The sequence below is a fragment of the Streptomyces sp. NPDC045967 genome (assembly GCF_056430495.1).
Window position 1 is genome coordinate 112433 of sequence record NZ_JBWKLE010000012.1, and the last position, 12904, is coordinate 125336.

A 12904-nucleotide genomic window follows, 5' to 3' on the forward strand; every position below is an offset into this window, starting at 1 on the left:
CCCTGGCTCCAGGCGCCGTGGCCGCGCCGAGTGCTCCGTCAGCGCCCGGCCGGCAATTCGAAGGCGGCGGAGGGGAGGCACCTCGTATGATCACCCGCGGGATGGGGCTCGTAGCGCAGTGGCTGTCGCGCCTTCACCGCATGTGGGAGGACGCCGGTTCGAATCCGGCCGGCCCCATCCCGTCCCTCCCCGGCCACCCCCGGGGAGGACTCGAGGAGAACCTCCGCCGGTCGTACGGGGGCGGGGCCAGAGCCTCGCGATCACGCCGTTGACCGTCCTCTTCGCCGCCTTCCGGGCCGAGTCCTGCCGAAGCACCAGGGGCTCCCGTTCGATCGGCTGACCGCCCGGAGTGCCCGTGCCGCGCTAGAGGTCGTGCTCGGTGGCCACCCGGTGCCGACGGATGAGGTCGGCATAGCGGTGGCCGCTGGTCTTGATCGTGCGGGTCTGCGTCGGGTAGTCGACGTGGACCAGACCGAACCGCTTGTCGTAGCCGTACGCCCACTCGAAGTTGTCCAGGAGGGACCAGGCGTAGTACCCGGCGAGCGGGACGCCCTTGCGGACGGCGCGGGCGCAGGCCGCGAGGTGCTGTTCCAGGTAGCGGGTGCGGTCGGGGTCGTGGATGCTTCCGTCGGGGGACACGGTGTCGGGGAACGCCGAGCCGTTCTCGGTGACGTAGAGCTTTCGCACGCCGTAGTCCTCGGTCAGGCGCAGCAGGAGGGTCTCCAGGCCGCCGGCGTCGATCTGCCAGTCCATGCCGGTGCGGGGCACGTCGGCGAGGCGGAGTTCGGCCGCGTGCGGGACGGGGCCCGCCGGGTCGTCGGCGACGGTGGCGGGGAAGTAGTAGTTGAGGCCGTGCCAGTCGAGGGGTGCCGCGATCGTCTCGAGGTCGCCGGGGCGCTCGGGGAGCTCCACGCCGTAGAGCTCGCGCATGTCGGCGGGGAAGCCTCGGCCGTAGACCGGGTCGAGCCACCAGCGGTTGGTGTGACCGTCCATGCGGTCGGCCGCTGCGAGGTCCTCGGGGCGGGTGGAGGCCGCCTCGATGGTGGAGTGGTTGGTGACCAGGCCGATCCGCGCGCCGGGTGCGGCGGCACGCAGGGCCTGGGTGGCGAGTCCGTGGCCGAGCAGGAGGTGGTAGGAGGCGCGGACGGCGGTGGTCAGGTCGGTCAGGCCCGGCGCCATACGGCCTTCCAGGTGGCCGATCCATCCGGAGCAGAGCGGCTCGTTGAGGGTGGCCCACTGGGTGACGCGGTCGCCGAGGCGCTCGGCGACGACGGCGGTGTAGGCGGCCAGATGCTGCGCGGTGTCGCGCGTGTTCCAGCCTCCGCGGTCCTGCAGGGCCTGGGGGAGGTCCCAGTGGTAGAGGGTGACCGACGGGGCGATTCCCGCGTCGAGGAGGGCGTCGACGAGGCGGTCGTAGAAGTCCAGGCCGGCGGCGTTCACCGCTCCGTCGCCGTGCGGCATGATCCTCGGCCACGCGACGGACATGCGGTAGGCGTTGGTGCCGAGGGTCCGCATCAGGGCGATGTCCTCGGGCCAGCGGTGGTAGTGGTCGCAGGCTTCGTCGCCGTGGTCGTCGTTGTCGACTTTCCCGGCGGTGTGGGAGAACGTGTCCCAGATGCTGGGGCCGCGGCCGTCCTCGGTGACGGCGCCCTCGATCTGGTAGGCGGAGGTGGCGGTGCCCCAGGCGAAATCGCGGGGGAAGGCGGCAAGGTCGATCGGCTCGGACACAGGTACCTCTCGGAGAGTCGGTGGAGGAGGGCGAGGGCGGCGGGCGGTGAGGGCGGGAGCCGGTGAAGGGCGGCAGCCGGTGAAGGGGGGTGGGCGGGCGAGGGAGGCGGGGTTACTTGACCGCGCCCGCGGTGAGCCCGGTGACGAGATAGCGCTGGAGGAGGAGGAAGCCGGCGACGACGGGCATGCTCACGACGAGCGAGGCGGCCATGACCTGGTTCCAGTACACGTCGTTCTGCGTGGCGTAGCCCTGGAGCCCGACGGCGAGGGTGCGGGTGGTGTCGTTGGTCATGACGGAGGCGAAGAGGACTTCGCCCCAGGCGGTCATGAACGCGTAGACGGCGACCGCGACGATGCCGGGGATGGCGGCCGGCACGATGACGCGGAAGAGCGCTCCGATGGGGCCGCACCCGTCGACCTTCGCCGCCTCGTCCAAGTCGCGGGGCACGGAGTCGAAGTAGCCGATCAGCATCCAGATGGAGAAGGGCAGGGAGAAGGTCATGTAGGTGAGGATCAGGCCGCCGCGCGAACCGAACAGGGCGATGCCCGTGGCGTTGCCGATGTTGACGTAGATCAGGAACAGCGGCAGCAGGAAGAGGATGCCGGGGAACATCTGCGTCGACAGGACCGTCACGGTGAAGACGCGCTTGCCGCGGAAGGAGTAGCGGCTGACGGCGTAGGCGGCGAACACGGCGATCACGACGGAGCACACGGTCGCGGACCCCGCGACGACCAGGGAGTTCACGAAGTAGTCGGCGAGCGGGACCGTCTGCCAGATGTCGAAGTACGGGGCGAGGGTCACCGTGGAGGGCATCCACCGGAATTTCTCCGAGACGTCCTCCAGCGGCTTGAGGGAGCTGGAGACCATCACGTAGACGGGCAGGAGCACGAAGCCGGTCAGGAGCGTCAGGAAGACCGCCCGGCTCCAGAGGAAGGACCGGGGAGCGGCCATCGGTGAGCGGGGTGCCGACGGGACGTGCCTAGGCATCGGCGGCCTTCCTTCCACGGGAGGTCACCAGGAGGTAGGCGCCTGTGACGACGAGCAGGAACAGGAGCAGCAGTACCGACATCGCCGAACCCGTTCCGAAGTTCCACGTCTGGAACGAGGACTGGTAGATGTGCAGGGATATGAGGTCGGCCGATTGCGGGGCTGCCTTCCCGAACAGGACGAACGGCGTGTTGAAGTCGTTGAACGTCCAGAGGAACAGCACCAGGACCAGGACCTGGTTGACCGGGCGCAGCGAGGGCAGGGTGATGCGGCGGATCTGTTGCCAGACGCCGGCGCCGTCGAGGGCGGCGGCTTCGTAGATCTCCCGGGGGATGTTCTGCAGTCCGGCCATCATGATGAGGAAGGCGAACGGCCAGCCCTTCCAGACCGAGACGACGAGCAGGGTCACGAAGGCGTTGTCGCCGATCAGCCAGAAGGCGGGGCTGTCACCGATGCCGAGCTGGTCGTGCAGGACGTGGTTGATGATCCCGTTGTCCCGCTGGAACATGAACGCCCAGGTGATGACGGCGGCGTAGACCGGCAGGGCGTAGGGGATGAGGAAGACGGTGCGCAGGAAGCCCCGCCCGCGGAACGTCTCCTGCATGAAGATCGCGGCCGCGGTGCCGATCAGCCAGCACAGGCCGACGGACAGGAGGGTGAAGGTGCAGGTGGTGACGAAGGACTCCAGCAGCGCCCGGCCCACGGGCGCGTCGAAGTCGACCGTGAGCGTGTAGTTGTCCAGCCCGGTCCAGGGGGCGGTACTCCAGTCGCGGATGTAGAACTGGGTGAGCTCCCTGAAGCTCATGGCGATGCCGATGAGCATCGGCACCAGGTGGACCAGGAGCTCGAGGACCAGAGCGGGGAGCAGGAGCAGGTACGGCAGGCCGAGGGCGCGAAGCCGCCCGGGGCGGCGCGGACCGCGCGTCGCCCCGGGGTCGTGCTGCTGCATGGTCCGCCCGCCGGTCTTCTCGATGGCGGTAGTGGTCATGAGGGTGTCCGCACTCACTTCTTGGGCATCTGCTGCTGGGCCTTCTCGAGCTTGGCCTTGACCGATTCGGTGGTCACGGGCCGCCCGGCGGCGGCTTCGGCGAACAGTTCCTTCACCGCGGTGCCGACCACGGTCTCGAACTGCGACTCCTCGGGGACCTGCGGCAGGGCCGCGGCGCTGCTCGCGAGCGTCTCGCGCAGGACGGCCAGGGCGGGGCCGTTGAAGGCGGCGTCCTGCTGGGCGGACTTGACCGGCGGAATGGAGCCGTAGGCGGTGTTGAGGACCTTCTGCTCCTCGTCGCTGGTCATGAACTCGACGAACTTCGTGGCGCCGTCGAGGTTCTTGGTGTTCTTGAAGACGGCCATGTTGATGCCGGCCACCATGGAGTTCGTGGCCTTGCCGGGGCCCGGGGTGCCGGACGGGACCGGCGCGGGGGCGACGCCCCACTCGTCCTCGTTCATGCCCTGGGCCTTGAACGTGGCCGAGGCGGTCTGCCACAGGACCATCGCCGTCTTGTCGTTGGCGAAGTCGCTGAGGGACTGGTTCTGCGCGTACTCGGCGTTGCCGGGAGCGACGATCTTGTGGGTGGCCATGAGGTCCACGTACTGCTTGACGGCGGCGACGGCCCCGGTGGAGGTGAAGTCGGCCTTGCCGTCGGGGGTGAAGAAGTCGGCTCCGTGCTGCTTGCCGAGGACGAAGACCTGGTGGATGTTGTTGGAGAGGTTGGATCCCTCCACTCCCAGTGCGGCCTTGTCGTCCTTCGTGAGCTTCTTGCCGGTGGCGACGAGTTCGTCCCAGGTGGCCGGAGGCTTCTCGATGCCGGCGTCCGCGAACATCTTCTTGTTGTAGTAGAGCGCGTAGGCCATGGAGTAGAGGGGCACGGCCGCGGGGTCCTGGCCCTGCGCGCCGGTGGAGCCGAGCGCCGACTCCACGAAGCGGTCCTTGCCGCCGATCTTCTCGAAGTTCTTCGCGTCCCACGGGAGAAGGGCACCGGTGGACTGCAGGGAGGCGCTCCAGGTGTTGCCGATGTTGAGGACGTCGGGGCCCTGGCCGGAGGTGGTGGCGGTGAGGATCCTGTTCAGCAGGTCCGCCCACGGCACGACCTCGAGCTTGACCTTGATGCCGGTCTGCTTCTCGAACTTGTCGAGTTCGGGCTGCAGGACCTTCTTGTCGACCTCGATGCTGGCGCCCTGGTTGGAGGCCCAGTAGGTGAGCGTCTTGGGCTGCTCGTTCGAGCCGGATCCGCTGGTGGACCCTCCGCCGCAGGCAGTCGCCGCGAGAACGAGGGAGAGGGTGACGGCGCCGACAGCCGCGGCTCTGATGTTGCGCATGGCTCCTGGAGTCCCTTTCCGGGGATGCGGGGCCGAGGAGGGCGGCGGCAAAGGGACCGCGTTCGGGCCACCGGCTGGCTTCTCGGCTTAATTTACGGTGTGAGTTAAACCTCGGGAGAAGGTCGCGTCAAGGGGTGCCGCACAGGTATGTTGCAGGCAAGACCTAGGAGAAGAGGGTGCACGGTGAGAGTGCGCAGCGGTCGTACAGTGCGTGACCTGCGGCGGGAGAACCGCACCGCGGTATTGCAACGGTTGTATTTCGACGGACCCCTCAGCCGCTTCTCGCTCGGACCGGTCACGGGGCTGAGTTCGGGATCGGTCAGCAACGTGGTGGCGGAGCTGATCGCGGAAGGGCTGGTGGAGGAGGCCGGCAGCGTCGACTCCGCCGGCGGCCGTCCCCGCACCCTGCTGCGCATCCGCCAGGGCAGCGCCTACATGATCGGCGTCGACATCGGCGAGACGCGCGTGCGCGTCGAGCTCTTCGACCTCGCCCTCACCGAACTCGCCCGCGTGGAGAAGCCGCTCAGCGCGGGTGGCCCGAGCAGGGTCGCCCGCTACGACGTGGCCGTCGTGGTCGCCCACGTGCGCGACGGCATCGCGGAGGTCATGCGCCGGGCGGACGTCGACCCGCAGCGCCTGCTCGGCGTGGGAGTCGGCGTGCCCGGCATCGTCGCCAGGACGCCGGACGGGGACACGGTGGTGCACGGGCAGACGATCGGCTGGGACACCGTGCCGCTGGAGCGGCTGCTGCGGGAGTCCGTGCCGCTGCCTCTGTCCGTGCCGTACTACATCGACAACGGCGCCAAGACGCTCGGCCAGGCGGAGATGTGGTTCGGCGCCGGACGCGGGGCGAGCAACGCGGTCGTGGTGCTCTTCGGCTCCGGCGTCGGCGCCTGCGTCGTCAACGACGACCTCCTGCCCGGGCGGGCCGTCGAGTGGGGGCACCTGACGGTCCGCGTCCGCGGGCGCCGCTGCCGGTGCGGGGCCCAGGGCTGCCTGGAGGCCTACGCGGGAGCGGAGGCGCTGCTACAGCGCTGGGCGGAGGCCGGCGGCAGGCCACCGCTGGGATCCGGAGAGGAGGCGGCCCTGACCGCGATGCTCGCCGCCGCCTACCCCACCCCGGACGCGGACGGCCGGGATCCGGAGCCGGACGCGACCGCCCTGGCCGTGCTGGAGGAGACCGCCGAGTACCTGGGCGCCGGTTTCGCGGACCTGATCAACCTCTTCCAACCCGAGCGGATCCTCGTCGGCGGATGGGCCGGCCTCCAGCTCGGCGACAGGTTCCTCGCCACCGTCCGCACGTACGCCTCCTCCTACGCCCTCGCCTACCCGGCCTCCCGGGTGACCGTCGAACTCGGCACGCTGGGGCCCGACGCCGTCACGGTGGGCGCGGCGATCCTGCCCCTCGCCGACTTCTTCGCTCGCGGTGGACGCCGCGAGCGGACGGTCGAGACCGAGGAGGCCGCACCGGCCTGGCAGACGGCGCTGCGGGAACGGGCCGCGCAGTGAGCGAAGGACCGCGTGGGCGCCGCGGGGGCTCCGCAACCGCCAGGGGACCGCATGGGCGTCACGGTCGCACCTCTTGCTCACATGGGGGTCGTTCGCGGACCTCGAGCGGCGCCTGCCACAGGAAGCGGCCTGCCGACGGGCCGACCATGAGCCGGTAGGTCCCCGGCTCGGTCCGCCACTCCTCCTCGTCCGAAGACCAGTGCCGCGTCGCGCGACCCGTCAGGACCACCTCGGCCACAGCCGATCGCCCCGCCTCGGCCCGGACCGCGGCGTAGCCGGCGAACCAGCACGCGGGCCGTTCCACGGCGGACACCGGCCGGGCCATGTAGACCTGTACGACCTCGCGGCCCGGTCGCAGGCCCGTGTTGCGCACCTGTACCCGCACGGTGAAGCAGGCGCCGGCCCGCACCGCCGCGGGGGCGGTGACCTCCTCGTAGGCCCACGTGGTGTAGCCCAGGCCGTGGCCGAACCAGTAGGCCGGTTCCCGCGCAGCGCGGTGCCAGGCCCGGTAGCCGATGTGCAGCCCCTCCGCGTAGTCGAGCCGGCCCCCGACGGGTTCCGTCCGGGTGACGGGCGCGTGCGCCAGGCGGGCCGGCCACGTCGTGGGGAGTCTGCCTCCCGGCTCACTGCGGCCGAAGAGGACGTCGGCGAGGCCGGCGCCCGCCTCCTGGCCGGGGAACCAGGCGAGCAGGAGCGCGCCGACCTGGGCCCGCCAGGGCAGCTCGACCGGTCCGCCGCTGTTGACGACGGCGACGGTGCGCGGGTTGGCGGCGGCGACCGCCGCCACGAGGGCGTCCTGGCGGTGTCCCAGGCACAGGTCCGTGCGGTCGGAGCCCTCCGTCTCGCTGTGCTCGGTCGTGCCGACGACGACCACCACCGCGTCCGCGGAGCGTGCCGCCTCCACCGCCTCGGCGACGGCGGCCGCGGCGTCCCGCGACGGTGGGGCCGCGGCCACGACGGTGGCGCGGCCGGCGCCGGGGATCAGCTCGCGGCGTGCGACGAGGTGCACGGGACGGCCCCCGGCCAGTTCCGCACGTCCGGTGTGGGCGGGAGGCATGACGTGCACGATCGCCGGATCGTCGGTGGTGCGGGGAAAGAGGCCGTCGAGGATCGTGCGGCCGTCGACGCCGAGGGTGATCCGGCCGAAGCCACCGACGGCGAAGGTCCAGGATCCGCCGGTCTCCGGGAGGAACATCGCGCTGATCTCCACCGTGTGCGCACCGGGAGGCAGGTCGGGTTCCAGCTGCCGGCCCGACAGGCGGTGCTCGGCGTACAGTTCGCGACCCGCGGCGTCCAGGCAGCGCAGCAGGACTCCCGGCTCGCCCGACCGCGGATCGGTGCAACGGCGGGCATCCAGTGGCGAGGGCGGGACGTCCGGTGAGGGTCCCGGCGCGTGGACGACACGGGCGCGCCCCTTCAGCAGCGCGCGGATGCCGTCCAGCGGGGTGACCACTTCCGCGGGGAAGACGCCCGCACTGCCGCCTCCCTGCAGGCGGGGGTCCGCGGCGTGTTCGCCGATGACGGCGATCGTCCGTACCGTGCCGGGGTCGAGGGGCAGCAGCCCTTCGTTGCGCACCAGCACCGCCCCGGCCGCGACCGCGCGGCGCAGCAGCCGGCGGGTGTCCTGGGACCGGTGGCCGCGGCGGTGGCGCGCCGAGGTATCGAGCGCGCCGACGCGGGCCGCGAGCCTGAGCAGGCGGCGCACCTTGTCGTCGATGGCTTCTGGGGAGACGCGGCCGCTCTCGACGGCTCGCACCAGGTGGTCGGCCCAGGGGCTGTCTGGCCCCGGCATGGCCAGGTCGAGGGCGGCCCGCGCGGGTTCCTCCGTGCTGCGGACGGCGGCCCAGTCGGAGAGGGCGACCCCATCGAAGGCCCACCGGCCCTTCAACGGTTCGGACAGCAGGGGGTGGGCCGTCATCGTGGTGCCCCCGACGCTGTTGTAGCCGGCCATGACCAGCCACACCCCGGCCTCCACCGCCGCTTCGAAGGGCGCCAGGTACACCTCGTGCAGGACGCGGTCGGTGACACGGACATCCACCGAGAGGCGTTCGGTCTCGGAGTCGTTGGCGACGAAGTGCTTGGCCGTGGCGCCGATCCCGTGGGCTTGGATCCCCGCGATCAGCGCCGCGCCGGTACGGGCGGTCAGTTCGGGGTCCTCGGAGAAGCATTCGAAATGACGGCCGCCCAGCGGGGAGCGGTGCAGGTTCAGGTTCGGGGCGAGCACCACGTCGACGCCCTTGCCGACCGCCTCGGCCGCCAGCAGGCCGCCGAGGTCCGCCAGCAGTCCTTCGTCCCAGGTGGCGCCGAGCGCTGACGCGGAGGGGAGGAGCGCACTGGGCCGGCGCTCGTCCCAGGACTCGCCCCGCACTCCCGCCGGCCCGTCGGAGCAGACCATCTCCCGGAGCCCGATCGCTTCCTCCCCGGCCGTCCGCCACGTCGTGGAACCGGTGAGCAGGCGCACCTTCTGCGCCAGGTCCAGTTTGTCGATCAGCCGGTCGAGCATGTCGTCGCGCATCGCTACCTCGTGCTTCCAGTCGTGCGAGAGGCCCGTTCCCGTCCGGAGCCGTGGCCGGAGCCGGGGCGTGGGGCGCCCGGCCGCCGTGCTGCGGGAGGCCGGGCGCCGTGCTGCGGAGGCCGGGCGTCAAGCGGAGTGCCGGCCGTGTCAGGGCGGTCGGCACTCCGCGTTCAGGGCCGCCGCGCGGCCCTTCCACCGTCGGGCACTCCCCCGGTCTCAGCTGTAGACGCCGAACTCGTGGAGCGAGTAGCCCCACCCGGTACCGCGGGCGGTCAGCTGGAGTCGGACGTGACGGGCGGTGGCGGAGACTCCGATGGTGTCGATGTCGCCGTTGCCGGTGGTCGTGGAGTGCACCGGCCGCCAGGTGCTGCCGTCGTCGGAGACCCGGATTTCATAGGACCTGGCGTAGGCGGGGTCCCAGACGAGCTGCAGCGTGCGGATGGCCTTGACCGCGCCGAGGTCGACCGAGATCCACTGGGGATCGCTCCAGTCGCTCGCCCAGCGGGTACCGGCGTTGCCGTCCGTGGCCAGAGCGGGTGTGCAGGGGCAGTCGCCGTACTGAGCCTGGTAGGAGGAGGCGGTGGTGGGCCGGTTCAGGGCGAGGTTGGTGCCGGAGACGGGTGGCGCGACGACCTTCACCGACTCGGTCTCGATGCCGGCGTTGCCGCGTCCATCCTCGGCCTGGAGGTAGACCTTCCAGACCCCGAGCTTCTCGGGGGCGGTGACGGCGAAGGTGTTGTTGCCGGTGGCGCGCCACTGGGCGGGGATCAGACGCTTGTCGCCGTTGGCGTAGTTGCCGCTGAGGAAGATCTTGGGGGTGACCTGGTCGCCGTCCGGGTCGCGGATGTCGGCGCGGACCGTGAACTCGCGTCCTGCCGGGGCCGCGGTGGCCGGGGTGACGGCCATGTCGCTGATGACGGGCGGGGTGTTGTCGCCGGCGGTGGAGCCTGCGTACGCCCTCTTCACCGCGTGGTAGGACAGCCGCTTCAGCCCGTCGGGCACCAGGTTGAACCAGATGCCGCCGAAGTCGTGCTCCAGGCCGTAGTGGAACATGGTCGCCCCGAGCGCCACGCCGCGGTGGCCGGTGATGCAGTTCCAGGCGGTGGTGTAGCCGTCGGCCTTCTGCACGTCGGTCGGCTCGTCCGGGATGCCGTTGGCGTCGTTCGGGACCTCCCACTCCCCCGCGGGGCCCGTCTCGGTGATGATGTAGGGCTTGGTGTAGCCGCCGTCGACCCAGTCCTGGCGCACCTTGCACAGGTTGCCGTAGGAGTTCATCGAGTACAGGTCGAGGTCGGGGGCGTTGCGCTTGTAGTAGGGCCAGGCTCCGGTCCACGCGTCGGTCGAGGTGACCGGGTGGTCGGGGTCGATGCTGTGGATCTTCCTCGCGACTTCATTGACGAAGGAGGTGTAGGCGTTGCGCTGGTTCTCCAGCTCGGTGCCGCTGTAGCAGTTCTGCAGACCGAGGACCGATTCGTTGCCGACGTTCCACATCAGGGTCGCCGGGTGGCTCTTGTAGGTGTCCACCCACGTGGCGAACTCGGTCAGCGAGTTGTCCTTGTACGTCATGTCGGTGACGTAGTCGACGCATCCGCCGGAGCCCGGGCCGCCACCGGGCTGGAGCCAGAACCCGTTGATCACCCGTATGCCCTGGGCGGCCGCGGCGTCCAGGAGCGGTTTGGTGGAGCCGTCGGTTCCCCAGGTCCGGATGGTGTTGACGCCCATGGACTTCACGTCGGGCAGGTATCTCGGTGCGTCGGCGACGGACGGGCCCCAGGTGAGTCCCTTGACCGTGTAGGGCTGTCCGCCGACGGTCAGCTGCCAGTTGCCCTGGGAGCCGGCCACCTTGACCGGGCCGCCGGGCGGCGGGGTGGTGGTGCCGTCCCCGCCGTAGACCTGGAACTCCCACAGGGAGTATCCGTAGCCGCCGGCGCGTGCGACGCCCTGCATGCGGACGTACCGGCCCGCCCCCGAGACGGCGATCTCGTCCGTTCCGCCGTCGCTTCCCGTCACGCTCTTCAGGGTGCGCCAGTCGGTGCCGTTGTCGGACGCCTGGATCTCGTAGTTCTTGCCATAGGCGGCCTCCCAGGTCAGGACGACACGGCTCAGGTCCCTGCTCGCCCCGAGGTCGACCTGGATCCACTCGCCGTCGCGCCGCTCGCTGGACCAGCGGGTGCCGGTGAGGTTGCCGTCGACGGCGGCTGCCGCGGTGTAGGCCTCGCCCTCCTGCGAGGAGGCGGTGGCCGGCCTGCCCTGGGAGAGCAGTGCCTCGGCCGCCTGAACCGGCGGGGACGCAGTCAGGGTCAGCGAGGACGCCAGCACGGTGCCCAGCACCGCGAGGGAGGCGCCTCTGACACCTCTGCGCAGACGGTGGGGAGCGGGTGTGGAGGGGGGACTGGACACGTGTACTCCTGGCTTGGTCATGACACCTGGCGGAGGTGCGAGCCGTACGCCCGCATCGCGCGGCGCCTGTGGGGAGGGGGATGCACGGGTGCAGCGGGTACTGCCGCTCCGGGCGGGGCCGCGGGGATGAGGCACCCGGCCGGAGGGGATGCGCGCGCCGTCGGCGATCGGCGGGCTGAGGAAGGCGGCGGCTTCAGGGGAAGGAGACCACCGTGGAGGGGACGGTGGAGGTTCCGGCGGGCACCGTCGAGGCGCCGGTGTCGTTGATGACGTGCTCGCAGTGCCCGTTTCCGCCCAGCGACACGACCAGCAGGCTGTGGAACCTCACCCCCGGCTCGCGGGTGCCGTGAAACCGTGGTCCTGGCGGATGTTCGGGTCGACGTTGTAGTTGCAGTAGCTGCCCAGCCCCCACGCCTCGTGCGTGGTGACGGAATCGTCGACCCGGGAGGTCGTGGGTAGGCCAACGGCAGGCACTGGAGGTCTCCTTGAAGCTGAGGCAAGGAATGCGAGAGAGCGCTCTCCCGAACCTTGCCCGCCTCTTCGCATCCCGGTCAAGAACTCGCTCACGACTTTTCTTCTGACTTGACTTAACCTCCTGGCTAAGCGCCCGTCACCTACGCCGCGAGCTGATGCTCTCCCGCCGAGGGCCGGACCGGCCCTCACCTGGGCTTGCCCCGAGTTCCGACCCCGCCTTTCGGCGGCCGGACGCGGATTGCGTTGAGGATGCGCGGCGGGGGTAGGTGAGGCGCATGTTCAGGCACAGGCGCGTACGTACGGTTGTTGTTCTTCTGGTGAGCTGGTTGGTGTTGACGGGCGTCGAGCGGTGGGGTGAGGACGCGCCGTGGCAGGAGGCCACGCTCAGCGGGCTGCTGTGGGCGGCCGTGGTCACCGGCGCCTGGTGGTTCGCGGAATGGACGCAGGCGAGCCGCCTGCGCACGGCGCGGTCTGCCGGCGGCGCCGGGGGCGGAGACTAGGTCCTGACGTCGAAGTCGCGCCGGTCAGGCCCGCGGCGACCAGTCGCGCACCGTGCCCGTCGCGGCGTCCAGGACCGTCAGGGCCCCGGCGTGGTCCGGCGCGTAGACGCTCCGACATCGACCGTCGTTCGCGTCCCGCACTCGGCTCCCCCGCCGGCCACAGGACCGTGGCCGCCGCCCGCGACGAGGACGGCGTAGCCGTCGGGCCGCGCGCTCTGCCGTAGCCGACCGGCGTCGACCTTGATCCGGGCGCCCCGTCGGACGACAGGTGTAGCAGGCGGCGGCCGGGCGGACCGGACGTGCCCGCGGCCCCGTACGACCCCCGGTGGACGACGGCGCTGCGCCCCGGGCGGGGGGGGGGGGGGGGGGGGGGGGGGGGGGGGGGGGGGGGGAGGACGGGACGCACACCAGCCTCCCCCCCCCTCCCCCCCCCCCCGACTCCTCCTCACCCCGTCTACCCGAAGGCGGGCG

General features: G+C 71.2%; 8 protein-coding genes, 1 tRNA gene and 1 pseudogene. 3 read left to right on the forward strand and 7 right to left on the reverse strand.

Going from position 1 to position 12904, the window contains the following annotated elements; genetic code table 11:
• The first annotated feature begins 103 nt into the window (after positions 1–103).
• Positions 104–177 (forward strand) — tRNA-Ala (locus AC07FY_RS22680).
• 186 nt (positions 178–363) lie between these two features.
• Here the strand turns inward: AC07FY_RS22680 and AC07FY_RS22685 are convergent.
• From AC07FY_RS22685 to AC07FY_RS22700, 4 genes are all read right to left on the reverse strand, one after another.
• Positions 364–1728 carry a GH1 family beta-glucosidase gene (locus tag AC07FY_RS22685; protein WP_479008924.1) on the reverse strand — a complete coding sequence of 455 codons (1365 nt, stop codon included), beginning with the start codon at positions 1726–1728 and terminating at the stop codon, positions 364–366.
• A 112-nt stretch (positions 1729–1840) separates the two neighbouring features.
• A complete protein-coding gene (locus AC07FY_RS22690; protein ID WP_479009087.1) occupies positions 1841–2680 on the reverse strand; it encodes a carbohydrate ABC transporter permease in 840 nt (279 codons plus the stop codon).
• Between the two features lie 28 nt (positions 2681–2708).
• Positions 2709–3704: a carbohydrate ABC transporter permease gene (locus AC07FY_RS22695; protein WP_479008926.1), complete on the reverse strand. Its 996-nt coding sequence runs from the start codon at positions 3702–3704 to the stop codon at positions 2709–2711.
• Positions 3705–3718: 14 nt separating this feature from the next.
• Positions 3719–5035, reverse strand: a complete 1317-nt coding sequence (locus tag AC07FY_RS22700) for an ABC transporter substrate-binding protein (protein ID WP_479008928.1) — start codon at positions 5033–5035, stop codon at positions 3719–3721.
• 183 nt (positions 5036–5218) lie between these two features.
• Between AC07FY_RS22700 and AC07FY_RS22705 the strand changes: the two genes are divergently transcribed.
• Positions 5219–6544, forward strand: coding sequence for an ROK family protein (locus AC07FY_RS22705; protein WP_479008930.1), 1326 nt, complete (start codon positions 5219–5221; stop codon positions 6542–6544).
• A gap of 58 nt (positions 6545–6602) precedes the next feature.
• Here the strand turns inward: AC07FY_RS22705 and AC07FY_RS22710 are convergent, their stop codons facing one another.
• The 3 genes and pseudogenes from AC07FY_RS22710 to AC07FY_RS22720 form a co-directional block, all read right to left on the reverse strand.
• Entirely contained in the window at positions 6603–9059 is a 2457-nt protein-coding gene (locus AC07FY_RS22710) for a beta-glucosidase (protein ID WP_479008931.1), read from the reverse strand.
• A 216-nt stretch (positions 9060–9275) separates the two neighbouring features.
• Positions 9276–11480, reverse strand: coding sequence for a discoidin domain-containing protein (locus AC07FY_RS22715; RefSeq protein WP_479008933.1), 2205 nt, complete (start codon positions 11478–11480; stop codon positions 9276–9278).
• Positions 11481–11652: 172 nt separating this feature from the next.
• Positions 11653–11903: pseudogene (locus tag AC07FY_RS22720) on the reverse strand (coagulation factor 5/8 type domain-containing protein); the annotation flags it as partial.
• Between the two features lie 347 nt (positions 11904–12250).
• Here AC07FY_RS22720 and AC07FY_RS22725 point away from each other — a divergent pair.
• Positions 12251–12433, forward strand: coding sequence for a hypothetical protein (locus AC07FY_RS22725; RefSeq protein ID WP_479008935.1), 183 nt, complete (start codon positions 12251–12253; stop codon positions 12431–12433).
• Positions 12434–12904: the final 471 nt, after the last annotated feature.

What these genes read in the sequence shown, in the direction of transcription:
- AC07FY_RS22715 (WP_479008933.1), bottom strand. Translation starts at nt 11,480, where the DNA reads ATGACCAAGCCAGGAGTACACGTGTCCAGTCCCCCCTCCACACCCGCT.
- AC07FY_RS22700 (WP_479008928.1), bottom strand. Translation starts at nt 5,035, where the DNA reads ATGCGCAACATCAGAGCCGCGGCTGTCGGCGCCGTCACCCTCTCCCTC.
- AC07FY_RS22695 (WP_479008926.1), bottom strand. Translation starts at nt 3,704, where the DNA reads ATGACCACTACCGCCATCGAGAAGACCGGCGGGCGGACCATGCAGCAG.
- AC07FY_RS22690 (WP_479009087.1), bottom strand. Translation starts at nt 2,680, where the DNA reads ATGGCCGCTCCCCGGTCCTTCCTCTGGAGCCGGGCGGTCTTCCTGACG.
- AC07FY_RS22710 (WP_479008931.1), bottom strand. Translation starts at nt 9,059, where the DNA reads ATGCGCGACGACATGCTCGACCGGCTGATCGACAAACTGGACCTGGCG.